We start from the raw sequence: 21,023 nt of genomic DNA, 5'->3' as shown, positions 1-21,023 counted from the left end.
CCGCTGCACCGGGCTCGCGGCCCCGCCGCTCGTTCTATCCGGGCCCGGGCCCGGAAAGTGGGCCCAGGATAGATCATGGGCCCCGTTCCCTAAGGTGGGCCCGGCCGCGTGCGGCGCGGGCCGCGCCCGGGACGCGCAGAGCGGATGCGCCGCGGCCAGCGCGGCCTGCGCGCGAACGGCCCCCGCGCGAACCGCCGGCTCGCCCAGCGGGGCACTCGCGGGCGCAGCCAGGCCGGAAAATGCCACGGGCCGCTCACCGGCAGACCCTGCTTGATTCGGCGTCGCCGCAGAATGAATCGCCGCATCAGCACGAGATACAGCGCCGCCAGCACGAGCAGAATACCGATGCTCACGTTGTGATCCCCATGCCGCAAGTCTAGGCGGGGCACTAGAGTTGAAGTCGATCACGGGAGTCCGGTATACCGGGCTGAGAGGAAGCTCACTTAAGCTTCGACCGTCGAACCTGATCTGGATCATGCCAGCGCAGGGAGGCTTCTCAATCCCGTGCCCTGTATTCACCTACGGAAAGGGCACGAACAGTGCACGCTACACTCACCTCCACGCGACCGGTCACGGCGAACAAGCCGCGCAACTTTCGTTGGCGCGTCGTCGACATCGTCGTGGCGAGCGTCATCGGCGTCGCGAGCGGCGTCATCTTCTGGGCCTGGGGCCTCGCCTGGTCACCGCTCAGCGCGATCCTCACGTTCACGCCCGGCCTCGAAGGCCTTCTGGCCGGCGGCTGGTTGTTTGCCGGCGTGCTCGGCGGCCTCATCATTCGCAAACCCGGCGCCGCCCTCTACACCGAGGTCATTGCCGCGGTCGTGTCCATGCTGATCGGCACCCAGTGGGGATTCTCGACGCTCATCTGGGGCATCGTCGAAGGGCTCGGCGCGGAGATCGTCCTGGCCCTGTTCCTGTACTCCAACTGGCGCCTCGGCGTAGCCCTCCTCGCCGGTGCCGGCGCCGGAGTGGCTGTGGGCCTGCTCGACACGACCGTGAGCTATGCCGCCTTAGATTTCGGTTTCAAGGCCGTCTACTTCACCTCCGCCGTCGTATCGGGCACCGTGCTGGCCGGTTTGCTGTCCTGGCTCGCCGTGCGCGGCCTGGCTCGAACCGGTGCATTGAGCCGATTTGCTGCGGGTCGGGAAGGGGCGCGCGCGCGTTCCGGCGCGCTCAGCTAGCGGATGCCTGACCCCTCGTCGTTCATACCCGCTCGCGGCCCGCAGATTCGACCGGTGCAGATCCAGGCCCGCAGTTGGGGCTGGCGGCACGCCGGACGCCAGAATCAGGCCGTGTCCGGGCTCGATCTCGAGATCGAGCCCGGCGAGCGGGTGCTGCTGCTCGGGGCCAGCGGCGCCGGCAAGAGCACGCTGGTGCACGCGTTGGCCGGGGTGCTCGGCGATGCCGAAGACGGCGACGAGACGGGCAGCCTGCTCATCGACGGACGACGCGCGGCCGAGGCGAGGGGCCGGGTCGGCCTCGTGCTGCAGGACCCCGATTCCCAGGTCGTACTCGCCCGGGTGGGCGACGACGTCGCGTTCGGTTGCGAAAACCTCGCCGTCCCGCGCTCCGAGATCTGGCCGCGCGTGCGGCGCGCGCTGGCACAGGTGGGACTGGCCCTGCCCCTCGACCATCCCACGTCGAGCCTGAGCGGCGGGCAGAAGCAGCGTCTGGCCCTCGCCGGCGTGCTCGCCATGCAGCCGGGACTGCTGCTGCTCGATGAACCCACCGCAAACCTCGACCCGAGAGGCGTCCTCGAGGTACGCGACGCCGTCGTGCGTTCCCTCGACCGCTCCGGGGCCACCCTCGTGGTCATCGAACACCGCGTCGAAGTCTGGCAGGACGTCGTTGATCGCGTCATCGTGCTGGATCCGGCCGGCGGTGTGCTCGCTGACGGGGCGACCGATGAAATCCTGGCCAGCCACGGAGAACGCTTGGCGCAGGCCGGTGTCTGGGTGCCCGCCCTGCCGCCCCGATTTCCGGCCCGTCACCCGATCGGTTCCGGGCAGACCCTGCTGCGAGCCGAGGGACTCGCGGTCGGTCGTGTTCCGTTCGGCCGGCGCGCAGCATCCGTTGTCGCCGCTGGCATCACCCTCTCCGTCGCCGCCGGTACGGCCACCGTTGTGACCGGACCGAACGGTGCCGGCAAATCCACGCTCGCACTGACCCTGGCCGGTCTGTTGAAACCGGCCGGGGGATCGCTGCGTGCGTGCGAGAACTTCGCGGCCGGTGCCGCCCCCGAACCGCACCGCTGGCGTTCGACGCAGTTGCTGACCCGCATCGGAACGGTCTTTCAAGACCCGGAACTGCAGTTTCTGGCCGCGACGGTGCGTGACGACCTGCTGATTGGGCCTCGCGCCCTCCGGCTCAGCGTTGCCGAGCAGACCAACCGCGTCGACGAGCTGATGCGCCGGCTGCGTCTCGATCACCTCGCCGACGCCAACCCGTTCACCCTCTCGGGCGGCGAAAAACGACGCATGTCCGTCGCCACCGTTCTCGCCACCCGCCCGCGCCTGCTCATACTCGATGAACCGACTTTCGGACAGGATTCCCGCACCTGGCAGGAACTGGTGACCCTGTTGGCCGAGCTGCTCGACGAGGGAACCGCCCTGGTGGCCGTCACGCACGACGCCGCGTTCGTCAGCGCCCTCGCCGACGAGGAATACCGCCTGGGTACCCCCGATCCGATCCGGCTCGAGTCGGGTGCCCGGTGAGCCTTCTGACCCCCATGATCCGCCCGAGCGTGGTCGCTCGCCTCAACCCGGTGGCCAAGCTCGCCGTCGCCCTCACGGTGAGCTGCGCCCTGCTGCTGTCCATCGACTGGGTGTCGGCGGGTGTAGCCCTGCTGCTCGAGGCCCTGCTCCTGCTCTGGTGCGGACTCAGCGCCCGGCAATTTTGGCTGCGCACCGCCCCGGTGTGGATTGCGGCGCCGATGGCCGCGATCACAACGATCCTCTACGGCGAAGACTCCGGCGCGCTGCTCTGGCATCTCGGCTTCATCTCGGTGACCGACGGCTCGGCCCAGCTCGGGCTGGCCATCGGGCTGCGAGTGCTCGCCATCGGCCTGCCCGGCATCGTGCTGCTCGCCACGACCGATCCGACCGACCTGGCCGACGGCCTCGCGCAGGTGTTGCGCTTGCCGGCTCGGTTCGTTCTCGGCGGGCTGGCCGGGCTGCGGCTCGTGGGCATGTTCATCGAAGACTGGCACTCGCTCACCCTCGCCAGGCGGGCCAGGGGCGTCGGGGACGGCGGCGGCCTCCGCGGGGCCGCCCGCCGATTCTTCGGCCCGGCCTTCTCACTGCTGGTGATCTCGGTGCGCCGGGGCAGCAAACTGGCCACGGCCATGGAAGCGCGCGGTTTCGGCAGCGACACACCGCGCACCTGGGCTCGGCCGTCCAGAGTTCGCGGGGCCGATGCGGTTCTCGTCGGCATCGGATTCGGGATCGCCGGCATCGCCATCGGGGTTGCGGTGTGGGCCGAAACCTGGAGTTTCATTCTTGCCTGACGCCCTGTTCGAGCCGGCCGCCCTGGGCGTCACCCCGTTGCTGGCCCCCCTGCTGCTGGCGGTCGCCGCAGCCGGTGCGAACCCGGTGATTCTCATCGACGGGCCCAGCGGTGCGGGTAAGAGCACCCTCGCCGATGCCCTCGCGCAGCACTGGCCGGGCACGGTTCGTCCCCAGTTGGTGCGGATGGATGACATCTATCCCGGCTGGGACGGCCTTGACGCGGCCGTGCATCACCTGCAGCATCACGTTCTGCAACCGCGACACGACGCGTTGCCGGCAGCCTGGCAGCGCTACGACTGGGGCGAGAACGAAGCGGCGGAGTGGCATCCGCTCGACCCGACCCGAGCACTCATCGTGGAGGGCTGCGGAACCCTCGCCGCCGCCCACGAACCGCTCAGCCAGGTGCGCGTGTGGCTGGCCGCCGACGATGCGCTGCGCAAACGACGTGCGCTTGACCGTGACGGCGAAGCGTTTCGCGCCCATTGGGACCAGTGGCAGCAGGAATGGGCGACCTACCTCGGGCGGGAGGCCCCGCAAAGTCGGGCGACCGTTCGTTTGCGGAGCTGACGCTGGCTCGTGGCACGTGTTTGCGAGGTTCGCACTGGTTTGAACACGTGCCGCCTTCTCAAACACGTGCGGCGCGCGCCAGTTCCCCGGGCATAGCGCACCGCACAGGACTACATTGGCTGTCATGAGTAGTCCTGACCGCGAAACCCCGACCCTGTATATCGCCGAGTTCATCGACGGCCCGCTCGAGGGGCAGATTGATTCCCGGGCCCTCGTGCGCGGCAAACACGCACCACGCATCAGCATGGTCGCCGCCGTCGGCGGCCTCGAATCGGTGTTCTGGTATGACGAGGTCGACGAACGAGACCTGAACGGGCAACGCCGCGTGCGGTACACCTTCGACTCGGGCGAGAGCGACCCCGTCGACACCGAGGTCGAGCCGCTCTAGCCGTTCGTGCCGCTGTAGCCGTTCTCGACTGACGCTACTGCTCGAGCAGGGCCGTGATCATCACGATTGGATGCAGCAGGCGCCAGCCCGGCCCCGGGTCGGCGATACCCTCGCTCAGTTTCAGGGCAGCCGAGAGGTCCTCCCCGGCTACGGTGAGTCGTACCTGGCCCACGTTCGCACCGCTGCGGGCCGTCGCGAAGTCCTTGAGCGTGACGATTGCGGCCTCCGGGGTGGCGGCCTGCCAGGCGTAACGGGTGCGCGAGACCCCCACCACGGCCGAAGCTTCGTCGCCCCACGCGGATTCAAACGTCGCATAGGCGTCACCCGCGGCCAGAACCGGCAGTGCGCCCACTCCGGCCCGCGCACTGCCCATAAGGGCGATCAGATCTGCCGTGAGCGCGTCGTAGGTCGGTTCGCCCAGGTAGGCGCCCGAGAACGTGAAGCTCGATGCTCCGTCACTCACCTCGGCGGTGAACAGAAAACAGACCCCGGCGGCATCCGTATAACTGCGTGAAATTCCCGTGATGCCTTCCTCGGGCAGATACGAGGTGGTGTTCAGAACCCCACGACGGTTCGCCAGAGCGGATGCGGGACTGGCCAGCATCGCAGACACCACCGGGTCGGTCGCGGCGAGGCCGGCCAGCTGGGCGAGGTCGGTGGCGGTGCCGGCGCTCGCATCGTGCAGCCCGTTAGCGTCGACCACGGCCGTGTCGGTGAGGCCCTGGTCGGTGAGCCAGGCGTTGGCGGCGACGACGTAGGCGTCGACCGAGCCGAACGCCCAGCGTGCCACGCTGTCGGCGTGGTTGTTGCTCGAGCCGAGCAGCAGCGCCTGCAACAACTCGAGCTCGGTCCACTGTTCGTTGGCGAAGACGGTCACCGAGCGGGCACCCGACTTGTCGTAGTCCAGGTAACTCTGAAAGTCGGCCGTCGTGAGGGTCACGATGGGGCCAGACTCACCGGCGACAATGGGTTTGGCGTCGAGAACGACGAGAGCGGTCACGACCTTGGCGATGGAGGCCATCGGGAGGGCTTCAGTGGTGCCGGCCACGGCGATCGGCGCTGAGGTATCCGCGGCGGTCGACGTCGTGCCGGAGGCGCCGCTCGTCGTGGCAGCCAGCACGGCAATGGCGCTCGCACCATCACTGGAGAGCGTCGGGGGAGTGGGCGCGGCAGCGCTGTCACCCGGGGTGACCGTGGTGGCCGTGACGGCGGGCAGAGGTCCCAGCAGCGTCGCCGGGCCGTAGATGCCGACGCCGAGAATCACCACTGTTCCGACCAGGATGCCGACGAGGCGGCCGAGACGAAAGGAGCTCATGCCCCAAGGCTAGACCGCAGGAGGCTAGCCCCAGCCGAGTTCGTGCAGCCTGTCGTCATCAATACCGTAGAAATGGGCGATTTCATGAACCAGGGTGATGTGGATCTCATCGTGCAGATCGTCGAAAGTGTCACAGATCGCCAGTAACGGCTCCCGGTAGAGCACGATTCGATCGGGCATCTCACCGAAGCCGTACTGCCCGCGTTCGGTGAGGGCGACCCCGTCGTACAAGCCCAGGGTGTCGAGCGTGCCGTCCTCGGGACGGTCCTCCACCACGAAGATCACATTGTCGAGGCCGTCGACCATGTCGTCGGGCAGCAGGTCGAGCTCATCGACGACGAGACGTTCGAACTGCGTTGCGTCGAGTTCTAGCATGCTGCATTCAACATCGCGGACTGCTCCCGACCACCAGACGGGCGGCCGGGGCCGAACGCGCTGGGTTTCATTGGGGTGAGTAACGGGGATTGAACCCGCGACCTCCTGGACCACAACCAGGCGCTCTGCCAACTGAGCTATACCCACCATGCGTCCCCACGTCTACAACGCGGGGCAACTCAGCAATCCTATTACACCTCGGAGGCGAATAAGTGCACAACATCGGCCGCGTGCGACTTGGCTTCCTCACTCGTCGGCCCCGGATCGGCCACGAACACGGTCTGGCGGTAGTACGCCAGCTCACGGATGGATTCGAGAATGTCGGCCAGGGCGCGGTGTCCGCCGTCCTTGGTGGGGGCGTTGAAATATACCCGCGGGTACCAGCGGCGGGCCAGCTCTTTGATCGACGACACGTCGACGTTGCGATAGTGAAGCTGAGTGTCGAGGCGCGGCATGTACCGGGTGAGGAAAGCTCGGTCGGTGCCGATGGAGTTGCCGGCGAGCGGAGCCTTCTGCTCGGCCGGGATGAACTTCAGCACGTATTCAAGAACCTGGAACTCGGCTTCGGCGGCGCTGACTCCGTTGGGGATCTCGGTGATGAGGCCAGACGAGGTGTGCATGTTGCGCACGAAGTCGCCCATGTTCTCCAGGGCCGAATCGTTGGGCTTGATGATGATGTCCAGGCCGGGATCAAGCACGTTGAGGTCGTAGTCGGTGATGACGACGGCGATCTCGACGAGTTCGTCACGGTCGAGGTCGAGCCCGGTCATTTCACAGTCGATCCAGACCAATCGGTCGGGACTCTTCGACGTCGGGGAGTTTGCGGGGGCGGTCGTCGGTGCTTCACCAGTCGTGCTGTTCGTCATGACCCGAGTCTACCGGTGGCCTGCGACACGGCCTGTAAACTTGGATGCTACCGAACTCAACGCGCGACCTGCGAGGCCCTGATGGAATTCACACTGTATTCGTCGTCATTCTGCGAACCGTGCATGCAGACGCGGGCGGTGCTCGCCGAAGCGAAACGACTCGTCCCCGGTGCGACCGTGCGCGAGATCGATGTTGCCGGTGCTCCGGAGCAGGCTGAGGCTTTGCTTATTCGCAACACTCCCACGGTCATCATCACCAACGGCGCCGGCACCGAGGTCTTTCGCGCGGCCGGAGTTCCCACCCTCGCGCAGGTGCTCGTCGCCGCCGCCAAAGCGCTCTGAGCGGGCTTACGCCACAGCGTCGTCGGGAGCTCCACCGAGTGCTGACCGGCTCTGGGACGAAATGATGTCGCCGTAATACTCGATGATGAAGGATCGAGCAAGTCGTCCGGCACTCGCTCCGTCTCCGGCCGAGATCGCGGCCAAAATCTCACGATCGTGGGCCAGGGACAGTTCCATCCTGGCCTGGGAGTCAGGCGCGCGATCGAGTTCGTCGGTGACCATGTCGATGAGGGCGCCCCGGGTCGCTTCCCCGCAAATCTGCAGGAGCTGATTCTGGCTGGCCGCCCACACGCTCACGTGGAAGGCGACATCCGCTCGGCTGAACGCGACCGGTCCGCGGGCCACTTCCTGCTGCATCGCGTCGACGGCCGCGCGCATCTCGTTCAGCTGCGCCTCGGTGCGGTGCTGGGCGGCCAGGGTGCAGGCGGTGCCCTCGAGCATGATGCGAAACTCCACGAGCTCCGACAGGGCGACGGTTTCCAGACGCACCAGTCGGCTGACGGTTTTCGCGAGAATAGCCGGCGAGGCCTGCAATACTTCGGGACCGCGCGGGTCGCCGGGGCGCGAGCGCACGAGTCCGGTACTCTCGAGCACACGCAGGGCTTCACGAATGGTCGACCGGCTCACCTCGAACGTCAGCATCAGCTCGCGCTCGCTCGGCAGACGATCGCCGGGGCGGAGTTCCCGCCGGCCGATGGCGGTCTCGATCTGTTCGACGACGCGCTCGTAGGCCTTGACGGTTTTGACGGCGGTAAATGCGGCTTTGTGGGTCATCTGCACTCCCTCGAGGTTTCGACCCGGCGTCAATATCGGGGTCGATCTTGACGATCTCAGATCTTCATGTAAAGCTGACTTTGGTACAGAGTGTACTGGTCTGACCATGTGTTTCGCCGGTCTGCACAGCACATTTCCACGGTATTTCTCGCACCATTTCTCGCAGTATGTCTGGCCGATCTTCGTGGGGCCAGCCGAACCAGAGGGGCACGTTCGAATGAGGGCACACACCCGGCGACGCATGTTCGCCAGCATTGCCACGGTCATAGTCGCGTCCATGGCCCTAATCGGTTGTTCCAGCGGATCGACGACCGCCGAAGGGGAGCCGGACACGGCGTTGACCGTTGGCCTGCTGGCCACTCCCGGCAACCTCGACTACACCACGACCGCCGGTGCCGCGATCCCGCAGGCCCTCCTCTACAACGTCTATGAGGGGCTGGTGAAACTCGACAACGACGGCACGATCATTCCGCTGCTCGCCGAGTCGTGGACGGTCAGCGACGACGGGCTGGTCTACGACTTTCTTCTGCACGAGGGCGTAGCCTTCTCCGACGGTTCGCCATTCACCGCGGAGAGCGTGAAGTTCAGCCTCGAACGCGTCAAAGACAACTGGACCGCCAACGGACCCGCCTACCTCGACCCGATCGCCAGCATTGAGGCGGTCAGCGACACCGAGGCGCGCATCACCCTGTCGAAGCCGAGCAACAGCTGGCTGTTCAACATGAGCGGCCCGGTCGGCACCATGTTCACCGAATCCGGCCTGGCCGACCTCGCCACCGCTCCAATCGGTACCGGCCCGTACACGGTCAGCTCGTTCAAGACCGGGGACAGCCTCGTGCTCGCCACCAACGCCGACTACTGGGGCGAGGCCCCGTACATGACCGACGTGACGCTGCGCTATTTCACCGACGCAACCGCGCAGACCAACGCGCTGCTCAGCGGCGACATCAACCTCATCTCGGGCATCTCCCAGTTTCAGCTGGTCGACCAGTTCAAATCCAACACCGACTTCCAGGTGCTCGAAGGCGCGAGCACGGGTGAGGTGACGCTGTCGATGAACAATGCCAGCGACGCCTTCAGCGACGTTCGGGTGCGGCAAGCCGTCATGTATGCCATCGACCGCCAGGCGGTCATGGACACGGCGAACAGCGGCTACGGTCTGCTGATCGGTTCCATGGTGCCGCCGACCGACCCCTGGTACGACGCGACCCTGGCCGACCTGTACCCGTACGATCCCGACCAGGCCACCGAGCTCCTGGCCGAGGCCGGAGTCAGCGACCTGACCGTCGCCTTCAAGATTCCCAACCTGCCCTACGCCGTGGCCGGCGCCCAGGTGGTCAAGGACCAGCTCGCCAAGGTGGGTATCACCGCCAACGTGACGGCGCTCGAATTTCCCGCGGTCTGGCTCGACGAAGTCTTCTCGGGCCACGACTACGACATGTCGCTCATCATGCACAGCGAGCCGCGCGACGTGACCGCCTTCGCCGCCCCCACCTACTACGCGGGCTACGACTCACCAGCGGTGATGGCCAAATTCGCCGAAGCGGACGCCGCCGACGCGACCGCCTACATCGAACTGATGAAGGAGGCCACCACGACCATGGCCGAGGACGCCGCCGCCGACTGGCTCTACCTGCAGCCGGCGATCTCCCTCGCCGACGCCGACCTGCTCGGGGTGCCGAAGAACACGCCGAGCCTCGCACTGGACCTGTCGACGATCGCGCGATAGGGCCCGCAGGGGCCGCGACCTGGCCTTAGACGCGTACGGTTGTTGTTCGAGCGGTTGAATCAGTCAGAGGAAAGTCCCGTTATGGTCTTTGTGGTTCTGCGTCGCCTCGGCGTCTTCGCCACCACGGTGGTCGTGGCCTCGGTCGTGACGTTCCTGATGCTGTCGATCCTGCCCGGCAACGCCGCCCGCATCGCCCTCGGCGTGCAGGCGAGTGAAGCGGATGTCGCGGCGCAGGCCACAGCCATGGGGCTCGACCGCCCAGCGATCGTGCGCTACCTGGACTGGTTCGGGCACGTGCTGATCGGCGATTTCGGCACCTCCACCGTGAGCCGCCAGGCGATCGGCCCCGAAATAACGGATGCCCTCGGCATCACGGTGATCCTCGTGCTCACGAGCGTCGTGCTGGCGCTTTTGTTCGCGATTCCGTTCGGAATCCTCACCGCGGTGAGGCAGCGGAAGCCCGATGGTGCCATCTTGTCGGGCATCAGCCAGATCGGCGTGGCCGTACCCGGATTTCTGGCCGGGATGCTGCTCGTCACCGTTTTCGCTGTGACGCTCCGCTGGCTTCCGGCCGGCGGCTGGGTCGACCCGGGCGAGGACTTCGGTGGATTCCTCGAGCATCTCATTTTGCCCGCGATCGCGCTCGGCAGTGTGCAGGGCGCCGTGCTCAGCCGCTACGTGCGCTCATCCGTTCTGGAAGTCATGCGGGAAGACTTCATTCGCACCGCCCGCGCCAAAGGCCTAGGTGCCGGACCGGCCCTGTTCCGGCACGGGCTGCGCAACGCCGCCGTACCGGTGATGACCGTGCTCGGCCTGCAGATCGCCACCCTGCTGGTCGGCGCCGTCGTGATCGAGCGGGTCTTCAGCATTCCCGGCCTCGGCAGCCTGCTGCTCGACAAGGTCGCGCTGCGCGACCTGCCGGCCGTGCAGGGCATCGTGCTCGTGCTCGTGGTGTTCGTACTGGCGCTGAACTTTCTGGTGGACCTCGCCTTCACGCTGGTCGACCCCCGCCTTCGGAGCGCCGCATGACCGCCGTCAATGCCCAGATCCCCACACCGACCGGGCCCACCCCCGCACGCCGCAGCAAAAACGGGGGCGGTGCCACACTCTGGGCCGGCGTCGTGCTCATCGGCCTCGTGCTGCTGGCGGCCCTCGTGTCAGCGTTCTGGACGCCGTTCGACCCCGAGGGGGTCTTCTCAGACTCCATCCTGCTGCCGCCCGGCGCGGAACATCTGCTCGGCACCGACAGTTTCGGGCGTGATGTGTTCAGTTCCATCCTGCGCGGCGCCCAGATCTCCCTGCTGGTCGGCACCGTCGCGGTTGGGATCGCCGCGCTGCTCGGCGTGCCGTTCGGCATCGTGGCGGGCATGAATCCCGGCCGTCTCGACCAGTTCATGATGCGCGGCAACGACATCTCCCTGGCCTTCCCCGCCCTGTTGCTCGCGATCATCTTCGGTGCCATCTTCGGAGCGGGCACGGTCACGGCCATGGTCGCGCTCGGCATCGGCACGGCACCCGCCTTCGCCCTGATCGCCCGCAGCGGTACCCTGCAGGTCATGAGCCGCGAATATGTGCAGGCAGCCCGCGCCTCGGGCAAGAGCGGCTTCTTCATCGGGGTGCGGCATGTTCTGCCCAACATCAGCGGCATGCTCATCGTGCAGGCCTCCGTCTCGTTCGGCATCGCGGTTCTCGCCGAGGCCGCGCTCTCCTACCTGGGGCTCGGCACACCGCCGCCCACGCCGTCGTGGGGGCGTATGCTGCAGGACGCCCAGGGCTACCTGTTCATCGAGCCGCTGCTCATCGTCTGGCCGGGAATTGCCATCGCCGTGGTGGTGCTCGGTTTCAACCTGCTCGGTGACGGCCTCCGCGATCGCTTCGACCCCAAGATGCAGGTGAACCGATGAGCACACCTACCCTCAGCGTGAGCGACCTGCGGGTCGGCTCACCGTTCAACGAACTGCTGCACGGCATCAGTTTCGACATTGCGGCCGGCGAACGAGTGGGCCTGATCGGGGAGTCCGGCTCCGGCAAGTCGCTCACCGCGACATCCGTTATGGGGTTGCTGCCGGAAACCCTTGCGGCCAGCGGCACGATCCGCCTGAACGGCGTCGAAGCCGACCTGCTCACCGCCGGCGAGCGTCGCCTGAATTCGCTGCGCGGCAACACCATGGCGATGGTGTTCCAGGAGCCGATGACCGCCCTGAACCCGCTTATGCGGGTCGGCGCCCAGGTGGCCGAGATCATGACGGTGCACCGCACCGAAAAGGGTCGGCGGCAGGCTCGGGACCGCGCCGTTGAGCTGCTGGCGCAGGTGAAGCTGCCGAACCCGGCCGAAGCGGCCCTGGCATTTCCGCACCAGCTCTCCGGCGGGCAGCGCCAGCGCGTGATGTTGGCCATGGCCATGGCCAACGACCCGCAGCTGCTGCTCTGCGACGAACCGACCACGGCGCTCGACGTCACCGTGCAGGCCGAGGTTCTGAAACTCATCGGCAACCTCGTCACCGACCGCGGCACCGCGCTGCTGCTGATCACGCACGACATCGCGGTGGTCGCGGAGGTGTGCCAGCGGGTGCTCGTGATGTACGAGGGCGACATCGTCGAAGACGGACCGGTCGGGCGGGTGCTGACCGCGCCGCAGCATCCGTATACGCAGAAACTCATTGCGGCCTCCGATCTCTCTTCGGTCGACGACCGGGGCCGGCTGCACACCATGTCGATGCCCGTAATCAGCACCCCGCGTGCGGCCGCATCCTCGCCTCGTCCGGTTGCAGCGGATGCCGCCGCCGCGCCGATTCTGCCGCCGCACCGCGCCGCCCACCAGCGCCTCGAACAGGGCGGCCCACCGGTGGTCTTCAATGAGGTCGCCGGGGTGCCGGCCATCTCGGTGCGCGACGTCAGTCGGCAGTATCGCCGACGCGGCGGGGGACTGTTCGCTCCGGCACCGATCGTGCACGGCCTGCGCGAGGTGTCGTTCGACGTGGGCGAGGGCCAACGGTTCGGCATCGTCGGCGAGTCCGGGTCGGGCAAATCCACGCTCATGCGCATCCTCTGCGCCCTCGACCAGCCTTCCGCCGGGACGGTCGACGTGCTCGGGCAGTCCATCGCCGGCGCCTCGGAACGGCAACTGCGGGACTTTCGCAGCCAGGTGCAGATCGTCTTCCAGGACCCGATGGGATCGCTGGATCCGCGCATGCGCGTGCGCGACATCGTCGCCGAACCGTTGCGCAACGTCAGCCGCGCCGACGCCCTGGCCCGGGTCGAAGCCCAGCTCAATGCGGTCGGGCTCGATGCCGACGTGATGCACCGGCATCCGCACCAGTTCTCCGGCGGCCAACGGCAACGCATCTCCATTGCGCGGGCGCTCATCACTCGGCCGCGTGTGCTCGTGGCTGACGAAGCGGTCAGCGCCCTCGACGTGTCGGTGCGGGCTCAGGTGCTCAATCTGCTGGCCGATCTGGTTGATGAATACCAGCTCACCCTCGTGTTCGTCTCCCACGACCTCGGCGTCATTCGCCACCTCTGCGACACCGTCGCCGTCATCTCCGACGGGCGCATCGTCGAATGCGGGCCCACCGCGAGCGTTTACGATCGCCCCCTGCATCCCTACACAAGGCAGCTGGTCAGCGCGACGCCGTCGATGCGCGACCTCGCCCGACGCGCGGCGAACTGATGCAGCACCGAACAATTGGAAGAGGGACCATGGCCGAGACCGCGCCCATCGAATGCCTGCCGGCGACCGAACTCGTTCGGCGCTACCGAAGCGGTGACCTCTCCCCGGTCGAGGTGACGGCCGCGGTGCTCGACAAGGCCGAGCGTCTGCAGCCCGAGCTGAACTGCTTCTGGGGTCTCGACCGGGTCGGAGCGCTCGCCGCGGCCGCCGCGAGTGAACGCCGGTGGGCGGCCGGGATGCCGCGCGGACCGATCGACGGCGTGCCGACGAGCATCAAGGAGAACGTCGCGGTGCGCGGCTTCAGCCAGCCGTCCGGCACCGCAGCCAAGTTCGACGCACCGGTTGCGACCGTCGACGGGCCGAGCGCCGCGCGCGTTCGGGAGGCCGGCGGCGTCATCTTCGGCGTCACGGTGATGCCCGACTACGGCATGCTGTCCTCCGGGGTCTCAAGCCTGCACGGCGTGACTCGCAGCCCGTGGAACCCTGCCTGGACCGTCGGCGGGTCGAGCGCCGGCGCGGGCGCTGCGGCCGCAGCCGGGATCGGCCCGCTGCACCTCGGCTCCGACATCGGCGGCTCGCTGCGGCTGCCGGCCACCTGGCTCGGGCTTGTGACGTTGAAACCGAGTTTCGGCCGAGTGGCCGTCGACCCGCCCTACATGGGCCGGGTCGCCGGACCGCTCACCCGAACAGTGGATGATGCCGCGCTGTTCCTGGGGGTGCTCACCCGGCCAGACCCGCGCGACTACACCGCTCTCGGCGACCAACACCTCGACTGGACCGACGTGCACTGCGGCGAATCGGGTGTGACTGGATTGAAAGTAGGCTTTCACCTCGCGGGTGGGGCGGGTCTTTCGACCGACCCGGAGGTGGCGGCATCCGTTCTACAGGCGGTGGAACTCTTTGCGGCGGCCGGAGCGATCGTGGAGCAGATCGCCCCGCCGATGACCGCGAAATACCTCGCCGACCTCGACCTGTTTCTGAGGGTGCGCTCCCTCGCCGACTATGAGGTGCTCAAACCGGCGCGGCAGGCGCTGGTGCTCGACTTCATTCGGGACTGGGTGCTGGGCGGAGCAGGGGTATCGGGGACCGAGGTGGTGCGCTGCTACCAGAGCATCCAAGACCTGCGCGCGGCGACCGTCGCGGCCACCGCGCCCTATGACGTAGTGCTGTCGCCGGTGTCGCCTGTCGCGGCCTTTCCTGCGGAATGGCCGATGCCGACCAACGACGCGGCCACCTCGCTCGACCACATCGCGTTCACCGCGCCGTACAACTTCTCGGAGCAGCCGGCCAGCTCGGTGAACTGCGGGTTCACCGCCGACGGACGCCCGATCGGGCTGCATATTGCCGGACGTCGTTTCGAGGACCTCGCCGTGCTGCGGGCCACGCACTGGTACGAGCAGGCACGGCCGGCAGCGGCCGAGCCGGTCTGGCCCTTTCACACGGTGGGCCAGCTGGCGCGCTGACTCGCGCGACGGGCTGGCAGTGCTCTTCAGGGTTCTCGTGCCGTTCATGTCCTCGTGTTCGGACGTTCGTACCGGAGGGGCAGGGTTGGTGTCGCCGGGAAGTGGGGCCCGGCATCATTCACTCCCACCGGATCCGAGGAGCGTAAATCGTGAAGAGCACATTCGCACTACTACCCGCCACCGTTGCGCTGGCCGCCGCGCTGAGCGTGGCAGCGCCGGTCAGCGCGGCACCCGCCGACCCGCAGGGACCTCCCGCCCATGCAGAGGCGCCGGCGGCTATCGAAAACTACCCCACGACCATTGATTCCGGGTCGTGGGACGCCGGACACATTCAAGGCATCGCGATCGATGAGAAGAACGGGTATGTGTACCACTCGTTTACAGACACGCTGGTCAAGACTGATTTGACGGGTAATGTCATCGGGACGGTCGAGGGGTTCACCGGCCACCTCGGCGACCTGGACTTCAACACTCAGGACGGCCGCGTCTACGGTTCCCTCGAGTACAAGGCCGAAGAGGCCTTCTACATCGCAATCTTTGACGTCGACAAGATCAACGCTGTCGGCATGGACGCCGAGGATTCAGGCTTAGTCACGGCCGTGTACCTCGAGGAGGTCGTCGAGGACTTCACGGCGGATATGGACGGCAACGGCGTATTCGACGGCAACACCGCCAGCACCGCAGACCACCGGTATGGTTCCAGCGGCATTGACGGCGTCTCCTTCGGTCCCGAGTTCGGAAAGAAAAGCGGCAAGCAGCAGCTGATGGTCGCCTACGGTGTCTACCGCAACGATGCTCGGGCCGACAACGATCACCAGGTGCTTCTGCAGTATGACGTTTCCCGATGGGGAAAGTACGAACGCCAACTGACCCAGGCCGATCCGCACACTTCCGGCCCGGTCGACGAGGACGCCAAGTACTTCGTCCACACCGGAAACACCGCCTTCGGCGTGCAGAACCTCGCCTACGACGAACAGAGCAACCTCTGGTACATGGGCGTCTACCGCGGCGGCAAGCCCGGGTACCCGAACCGGACGCTCTACGTGCTGGATGGGACCACCGCTCCGCACGAGCAGATCATTGAAGGCCAGCCCAACGATGAAACCGGCCTCGTCGTGCCGCTCCTGCAGCAGGGGCTGAAACACGAAGCCACCGGCATCTACGGCTGGGAGTTCAAGTCGGACGTCGGCATCGAGCCCGTCGGTGACGGCTATTTCTACGTCGCCCGAGACTTTCGCGACAGCTCCAGCGGCCATGCGCAGCAAGCAGCCACACTTGAGCTGCACCGCTGGACCGGAAAAGGCGCATCCGGATTCGAGCGCGTCGTCCGCTAGCTGGTGAAAGGGTCGGCAGGCAACTGCCGGCTCCACCGCGCCACTTACACGCCCTAGGCGTTCGGCGGGTCGAAGCGGCCGTCGACGGCGGTCCAGCCGCCATCGACGGTGAGCACCGACCCGGTGACGAAACGCGAGGCGTCCGAGGCAAGATAGACCACGGCGCCGGCCAGTTCGCTCGGAGTCGACCAGCGGCCGAGGGCGCTCTTGGCGGCGTAGGCGTTGTACCACTCGGGATCGTTCTTGATTTGTGCCGTCAGGGGCGTCTCCACGACGCCGGGGGAGATCGCGTTTACCCGCACCCCGGCGGGCCCGTATTCTGCCGCGGCGGTGCGCAGCAGCTGCACCAGCCCGGCCTTGGTCGCCGCGTAAACCCCCTGGCCGGGCTCGACCGTGACCGCCCGAATGGAGGCGAAGCCGATGATGCTGCCGCCGCCGTTGGCCGCCATCGTCGGCGCAAAGGCCTGGATGAGGACGAAGGCAGCGCGCAGGTTGAGATTCACGACGCGATCGAACTCGTCGAGCGTGTAGTCCGCGATGCGCTTTCGCACGTTGGTGGCCGCTGTGAAGACGAGAGCGGCGAGGTCGGTCAGGTCGCGGGCGACGGCCCGAACGGCTTCCTGGTTGAGAACGTCGAGCTGCAGCGCGCTGGCTCCGGCGCCGAGCTGCGCCGCGGTGGCCGCCGCGCTCGGGGCGTCCCGGTCGGCGCAGATCACCGTGGCGCCGTGGGCGTGCAGGGCGAGGGCGCTCTCTCGGCCGATGCCGCTTCCGGCCCCGATCACGAGAACCCGGCGACCGGAGAACTGGAACAGCTGGGTGTAGTCCATCGAGGTTCCTTTGTTCTGGTTCACGGGCGGATCATGGCCATGCGGGTCACGGTGAACTCCTCGATGGCGAAGCGCGGCCCTTCCCGGCCGGTGCCGGAATCCTTGACGCCGCCATAGGGCATGATGTCGGAGCGAAAACCGGGAATCTCGTTGACTACCACGCCGCCGACGTTTAGCTCGTTGATGGCCTGAAAGGCTCGTTGCAGCGATCCGGTGAAGATGGCGGCCTGCAGGCCGTAACGCGAGCGGTTGACCAGCGCGATGGCCGAACCGAGGTCGGAGATGCGCTGCAGCACCACAACCGGTCCGAAGATCTCCTCGCACCAGACCAGGGCGTCGTAGGGAACATCCGTCAGCACGGTCGGGGCGATACTTCGGTCGATCCGGTGGCCGCCGGCCAGCACCCGCGCCCCGCTCGCCCTGGCGGCATCGATCCAAGCCAGGATGCGCTCGGTTGAAGCCTCATTGATGACCGGTGCCACGCGGGTGCTTTCGTCGCGGGGGTCACCGACGCGCACCTCGGGCAGGCGGGCGAGCAGCATCCGCTCGAATTCGTCGGCGATCGTGTCGTGTACCAGAATGCGCTGCACCGAGATACAGGCCTGACCATTGGCGTAGAAGCCGCCGCGAATCACCGCGTCGACGGCCTTCCCGAGGTCGGCGTCGCTCGCCACGATCAGCGCGGTGTTGGCGCCGAGTTCGAGTACGACCTTGCGCGGCGCAGCGTCGCGGGCAATCTGGTGCCCGACGGCGGCAGAGCCGGTGAAGGAGACCACGGCCACCCGCGGGTCGCGGACGAGGGCCTCGCCGACGGCGATTCCGCCCGTGACGAGCTGAACGGCAGCGGTCGATACCCCGTGGTCGCACAATACCCCGCGAATGAGGTCCACCACCCACAGCGTGGTCAGCGGTGTGTTCGGGGCCGGTTTGATGATGATCGGGCAGCCGGCAGCAAGAGCGGGAGCGAGTTTGTGGCTGGCCAGCAGAAAGGGGTAGTTGAAGCCGGTGATGCCCACGACGATTCCGGCCGGTCGCCGCGTCCAGTAGCCGATCATTCCCACCCCGCTGGGCTGCAGGTCGAGCGGAACGGTCTCACCGTGCAGGTGGGCGACCTCCTCGGCGCTGGCCGACCACGTGGTGAGGGCGCGAGCGACCTCGGTGCGGCAGTCCGTGAGCGGCTTGCCAGTCTCCAGCACGAGCAGTTGCTCGAAGTCAGCGCTTCGCTCGGCGAGGGCATCGTGAATAGCGATGAGTAGGGTACGACGGATGCCCGTGCTCAGCCCGGCCAGTTCCGCGCGTACCGCGGCGGCCGCGTCCACCGCGAGCGCGGCCTGCGCCGCTGTGCCGACCGGGGCGAACGCGACGGGGGAGCCGTCGAAGGGGAATACGATCTCCTCCTGCTCGGCGCAGTCCAGCCAGCGTTCGCCGATGGGGAGCCCGGTCGGGTAGGGGATCGGGAACGGAGCCACGGGACTGCCTTCTGTTAAGGGGTGCTGGCATTTCTACTGGTCTGACCAGTAACCTAACTAGGGTATCGAGTGGCGATCGTCAGGTCAATCATCTGTCGCGGCGCGCATCCGTTCATGAGGGAGAGCCCAATGACCAGCACAACGAGAGTCCACCGGCTGGCCGTGATCCGCGGCGACGGAATCGGACCAGAGGTGATCGACGCGTCACTCGAGGTGCTCGCGGCGGCGGAGTCGTTGTTCGGGTTTCGGGCAGAGCTGACCGAGATTTCGGCCGGTGCCCGGCACTACCTGGCCACCGGCGAACTCTTCACGCCCGCCCTGCAGGCGCAGCTGCGTGACCACGACGCCATTCTGTTCGGTGCCATGGGGGACCCGGCCGTCGCGCCGGGCGTTTTGGAGCGCGGATTCATTCTCGAGATGCGTCGCAGCTTTGCGCAGGCGGTGAACCTGCGACCGGTAAAGCTGTATCCGGGAGTGACCACGCCCATCGCGGGCCTCACGCCGGAGCGCTGCGACCTCGTGATTGTGCGGGAAAACACCGAGGGCTCCTATGTCGGCCGCGGATCGACGGTGCACGTCGGCACCCCGCACGCCGTCGCCGTGCAGGAATCGGTCAACACCCGCATGGGCGTGGAGCGCGTGGTCGAATTCGCGTTTCGACTCGCCGAACGGCGCGGTGGCACGCTGACCCTGTGCCACAAGAAGAACATCCTGGTCGAGGCCGGCACGCTCTGGCAGTCGACGGTCGACGACCTGAGTGCGCGCTTTCCGACCGTTCCAGTGGACTACGTGCACGTCGACGCCCTGTGCTTCTACCTGCCGACAACTCCGGAACGCTTCAATGTGGTGGTGACCGACAACCTCTTCGGCGACATCATCACCGACCTGGGCGCGGCCATCCAGGGCGGTCTCGGCGTCGCCGCGAGCGCCAACCTCAACCTCGACGGCTGTGGCCCGAGCATGTTCGAGGCCATTCACGGCTCGGCTCCCGACATTGCCGGCCGGGGCTGGGCCAATCCGATCGGGGCGGTGCTCTCGACCGCCATGTGCCTCGCCCACCTCGGCGAGATCGACGCCGCTCGTGCCATCGAGGCCGCCGCCGTGCACCTTCTGGCCCAGTTGCCGGCGACCGCCGGGCCGCGCATGGGTTTCTCGACCGCGCACTTGGGCAGGGAGATCGCCGGCCTGGTGACGAGCGGAGCACCGGTGCCCGCCGTCCCCGGCTACTCGGTCATGGACGACCTCGCCGCGCTGCGCTGATGCGCGTGTTGACCGCATGAGCGTCGACGGCCTGTAACCTTGTACAGTCCCGCCCCCGTAGCTCAGTGGATAGAGCACCGGCCTTCTAATCCGATTGTCGTAGGTTCGATTCCTACCGGGGGCACCAAAAAAGTCGTCTGACCAGGGTTTCTTGTCCTTACTAAAGGGGCAAGACTTGATTCACGCAACGTTTATTCAACGTTTATTCCGCGGCGCCCGCCTTTTGTGGGCGCTCGGCGAGAAGGTACGCGAGCCAGTTCGATTCACCTGGTGTGACCTTGGGCACCTACGGGTTATGGATGCTACAAATCTCTCGGGGCTCGGTTTGGAGCCCGTACTCACGACAAGCGAGCTCGCCAAAAACAAGCACTCCCGCACGATCCTCAGCATGGTGCTGGGGTTTGCCGTGCGGCGGGGAGTCATCGCGCGCAATCCCGTGAAGGAAACCTCGCGCATGAAGAAGCCCCAGCACACCCCGAAGGCGCTCACGCCGGATCAGGTAGCCGCAATCCGACTCGCCGCCCGCGACTGGCGCACAGCGGAGGGCAGGATGGGGCCCAAACCCGACGGGCAGGTACGGGACCTGATCGAGGTGATGCTCGGCACGGCGACGCGCATCGGCGAGACGCTTGCGCTTCGAAAGTGCGACATAGATATGACCGCCGACCCGCCGTGGGTGCATATCCGCGGAACGCTCGTCATACAGAGTGGCGTCGGCGTGATTCGCCAGGCGCATCCCAAAACCCATGAGTCGAACCGGGTCGTCGCCGTGCCGCAATTCGCGGCAGAGGTAATTCGACGACGTCTGACACTGATCGAGGGGGAGGACGGTGAACACCTGCTGTTCTTTACGCGGAACGGCAAGCCACTCGCGCCGCACAACGTCCGGCGCACATTCCGCGACATTCTCCGGAACGCTGGCCTTGAAGGCATGGGGATCACGCCCCATGCCTTCCGTCGAACGGGGGCGACGCTGCTCGCCAACGAACTGGGTTTGCAGGCTGCGGCCGACGTGCTCGGACACACGTCGACGTCGAAGACAAAGGCGCACTACGCAGAGCCTGATCGCGCCGTAAAATCCGAGCCGGCGACGGTGCTGCAGCGGCTCGCTCCGCCTCAGTAAAGAATCCATTGGTCC

At 66.9% G+C, this 21,023-nt stretch carries 21 protein-coding genes, 2 tRNA genes and 1 riboswitch; of the genes, 15 read left to right on the top strand and 8 right to left on the bottom strand.

The window, feature by feature from the left end:
* Positions 1 to 89: 89 nt before the first annotated feature.
* The gene (locus tag BMW72_RS18375) at positions 90 to 353 is read right to left on the bottom strand and encodes a hypothetical protein (RefSeq protein ID WP_134360390.1); all 264 of its coding nucleotides are present in this window, start codon (positions 351 to 353) and stop codon (positions 90 to 92) included.
* Positions 354 to 396: 43 nt separating this feature from the next.
* Positions 397 to 507, top strand: a riboswitch (TPP riboswitch).
* A 32-nt stretch (positions 508 to 539) separates the two neighbouring features.
* On the opposite strand from BMW72_RS18375, the gene BMW72_RS07190 reads away from it, so the two are divergent.
* The 5 genes from BMW72_RS07190 to BMW72_RS07170 all read left to right on the top strand — a co-directional run bounded on the left by BMW72_RS07190 (position 540) and on the right by BMW72_RS07170 (position 4,461).
* Positions 540 to 1,181 carry an ECF transporter S component gene (locus BMW72_RS07190; RefSeq protein ID WP_092108764.1) on the top strand — a complete coding sequence of 214 codons (642 nt, stop codon included), beginning with the start codon at positions 540 to 542 and terminating at the stop codon, positions 1,179 to 1,181.
* Between the two features lie 3 nt (positions 1,182 to 1,184).
* Entirely contained in the window at positions 1,185 to 2,714 is a 1,530-nt protein-coding gene (locus BMW72_RS07185; protein ID WP_092108762.1) for an ABC transporter ATP-binding protein, read from the top strand.
* Positions 2,711 to 3,505, top strand: a complete 795-nt coding sequence (locus BMW72_RS07180) for an energy-coupling factor transporter transmembrane component T family protein (RefSeq protein ID WP_092108760.1) — start codon at positions 2,711 to 2,713, stop codon at positions 3,503 to 3,505. The genes BMW72_RS07185 and BMW72_RS07180 overlap by 4 nt, the downstream gene beginning before the upstream one ends.
* Positions 3,498 to 4,073 (top strand): AAA family ATPase, encoded by a 576-nt coding sequence (locus tag BMW72_RS07175; protein ID WP_241984020.1) that lies wholly within the window; start codon positions 3,498 to 3,500, stop codon positions 4,071 to 4,073. Before BMW72_RS07180 ends, BMW72_RS07175 begins: the two co-directional genes overlap by 8 nt.
* Before the next feature lie 124 nt (positions 4,074 to 4,197).
* Positions 4,198 to 4,461 carry a hypothetical protein gene (locus BMW72_RS07170; RefSeq protein ID WP_092108756.1) on the top strand — a complete coding sequence of 88 codons (264 nt, stop codon included), beginning with the start codon at positions 4,198 to 4,200 and terminating at the stop codon, positions 4,459 to 4,461.
* A 34-nt stretch (positions 4,462 to 4,495) separates the two neighbouring features.
* Here the strand turns inward: BMW72_RS07170 and BMW72_RS07165 are convergent, their stop codons facing one another.
* The 4 genes from BMW72_RS07165 to orn all read right to left on the bottom strand — a co-directional run bounded on the left by BMW72_RS07165 (position 4,496) and on the right by orn (position 7,017).
* Complete coding sequence (locus BMW72_RS07165; RefSeq protein ID WP_092108754.1) at positions 4,496 to 5,776, bottom strand: D-alanyl-D-alanine carboxypeptidase family protein; 1,281 nt, start codon at positions 5,774 to 5,776, stop codon at positions 4,496 to 4,498.
* A 24-nt stretch (positions 5,777 to 5,800) separates the two neighbouring features.
* Positions 5,801 to 6,151 carry a metallopeptidase family protein gene (locus BMW72_RS07160; protein WP_092108752.1) on the bottom strand — a complete coding sequence of 117 codons (351 nt, stop codon included), beginning with the start codon at positions 6,149 to 6,151 and terminating at the stop codon, positions 5,801 to 5,803.
* Between the two features lie 71 nt (positions 6,152 to 6,222).
* Positions 6,223 to 6,298, bottom strand: a tRNA-His gene (locus BMW72_RS07155).
* Between the two features lie 44 nt (positions 6,299 to 6,342).
* Complete coding sequence (orn, locus tag BMW72_RS07150; protein ID WP_092108750.1) at positions 6,343 to 7,017, bottom strand: oligoribonuclease; 675 nt, start codon at positions 7,015 to 7,017, stop codon at positions 6,343 to 6,345.
* Positions 7,018 to 7,140: 123 nt separating this feature from the next.
* Here orn and BMW72_RS07145 point away from each other — a divergent pair, with 123 nt between their 5' ends.
* Positions 7,141 to 7,359 carry a thioredoxin domain-containing protein gene (locus BMW72_RS07145; protein WP_241984021.1) on the top strand — a complete coding sequence of 73 codons (219 nt, stop codon included), beginning with the start codon at positions 7,141 to 7,143 and terminating at the stop codon, positions 7,357 to 7,359.
* 6 nt (positions 7,360 to 7,365) lie between these two features.
* Here BMW72_RS07145 and BMW72_RS07140 read toward each other — a convergent pair whose 3' ends face one another.
* The gene (locus BMW72_RS07140; protein ID WP_092108746.1) at positions 7,366 to 8,133 is read right to left on the bottom strand and encodes a FadR/GntR family transcriptional regulator; all 768 of its coding nucleotides are present in this window, start codon (positions 8,131 to 8,133) and stop codon (positions 7,366 to 7,368) included.
* A gap of 217 nt (positions 8,134 to 8,350) precedes the next feature.
* Between BMW72_RS07140 and BMW72_RS07135 the strand changes: the two genes are divergently transcribed.
* The 6 genes from BMW72_RS07135 (at position 8,351) to BMW72_RS07110 (ending at position 16,329) form a co-directional block, all read left to right on the top strand.
* Complete coding sequence (locus BMW72_RS07135) at positions 8,351 to 9,862, top strand: ABC transporter substrate-binding protein (protein WP_092109124.1); 1,512 nt, start codon at positions 8,351 to 8,353, stop codon at positions 9,860 to 9,862.
* Positions 9,863 to 9,943: 81 nt separating this feature from the next.
* The gene (locus tag BMW72_RS07130; RefSeq protein WP_092108744.1) at positions 9,944 to 10,891 is read left to right on the top strand and encodes an ABC transporter permease; all 948 of its coding nucleotides are present in this window, start codon (positions 9,944 to 9,946) and stop codon (positions 10,889 to 10,891) included.
* Positions 10,888 to 11,766, top strand: a complete 879-nt coding sequence (locus tag BMW72_RS07125; protein ID WP_092108742.1) for an ABC transporter permease — start codon at positions 10,888 to 10,890, stop codon at positions 11,764 to 11,766. Before BMW72_RS07130 ends, BMW72_RS07125 begins: the two co-directional genes overlap by 4 nt.
* The gene (locus BMW72_RS07120; protein WP_092108740.1) at positions 11,763 to 13,532 is read left to right on the top strand and encodes a dipeptide ABC transporter ATP-binding protein; all 1,770 of its coding nucleotides are present in this window, start codon (positions 11,763 to 11,765) and stop codon (positions 13,530 to 13,532) included. The genes BMW72_RS07125 and BMW72_RS07120 overlap by 4 nt, the downstream gene beginning before the upstream one ends.
* Positions 13,533 to 13,561: 29 nt before the next feature.
* Positions 13,562 to 14,995: an amidase gene (locus tag BMW72_RS07115; protein WP_092108738.1), complete on the top strand. Its 1,434-nt coding sequence runs from the start codon at positions 13,562 to 13,564 to the stop codon at positions 14,993 to 14,995.
* A 149-nt stretch (positions 14,996 to 15,144) separates the two neighbouring features.
* Entirely contained in the window at positions 15,145 to 16,329 is a 1,185-nt protein-coding gene (locus BMW72_RS07110; protein ID WP_092108736.1) for a hypothetical protein, read from the top strand.
* 53 nt (positions 16,330 to 16,382) lie between these two features.
* Here the strand turns inward: BMW72_RS07110 and BMW72_RS07105 are convergent, their stop codons facing one another.
* Entirely contained in the window at positions 16,383 to 17,156 is a 774-nt protein-coding gene (locus BMW72_RS07105) for an SDR family NAD(P)-dependent oxidoreductase (RefSeq protein WP_092109118.1), read from the bottom strand.
* Positions 17,157 to 17,176: 20 nt separating this feature from the next.
* Complete coding sequence (locus BMW72_RS07100; RefSeq protein WP_241984022.1) at positions 17,177 to 18,625, bottom strand: aldehyde dehydrogenase family protein; 1,449 nt, start codon at positions 18,623 to 18,625, stop codon at positions 17,177 to 17,179.
* Positions 18,626 to 18,754: 129 nt separating this feature from the next.
* Between BMW72_RS07100 and BMW72_RS07095 the strand changes: the two genes are divergently transcribed.
* The 3 genes from BMW72_RS07095 (at position 18,755) to BMW72_RS07085 (ending at position 21,008) form a co-directional block, all read left to right on the top strand.
* Positions 18,755 to 19,885, top strand: a complete 1,131-nt coding sequence (locus tag BMW72_RS07095; protein WP_092108734.1) for a 3-isopropylmalate dehydrogenase — start codon at positions 18,755 to 18,757, stop codon at positions 19,883 to 19,885.
* A 51-nt stretch (positions 19,886 to 19,936) separates the two neighbouring features.
* Positions 19,937 to 20,012: transfer RNA gene (locus tag BMW72_RS07090), tRNA-Arg, on the top strand.
* Between the two features lie 48 nt (positions 20,013 to 20,060).
* Positions 20,061 to 21,008 (top strand): tyrosine-type recombinase/integrase, encoded by a 948-nt coding sequence (locus BMW72_RS07085; protein ID WP_134360384.1) that lies wholly within the window; start codon positions 20,061 to 20,063, stop codon positions 21,006 to 21,008.
* Positions 21,009 to 21,023: the final 15 nt, after the last annotated feature.

It is taken from the genome of Cryobacterium luteum, assembly GCF_900110125.1.
Taxonomy (GTDB): Bacteria; Actinomycetota; Actinomycetes; order Actinomycetales; family Microbacteriaceae; genus Cryobacterium; species Cryobacterium luteum.
The sequence above is the reverse complement of the archived record's forward strand: the minus strand, read 5'-3'. Positions and strand labels throughout refer to the sequence as shown.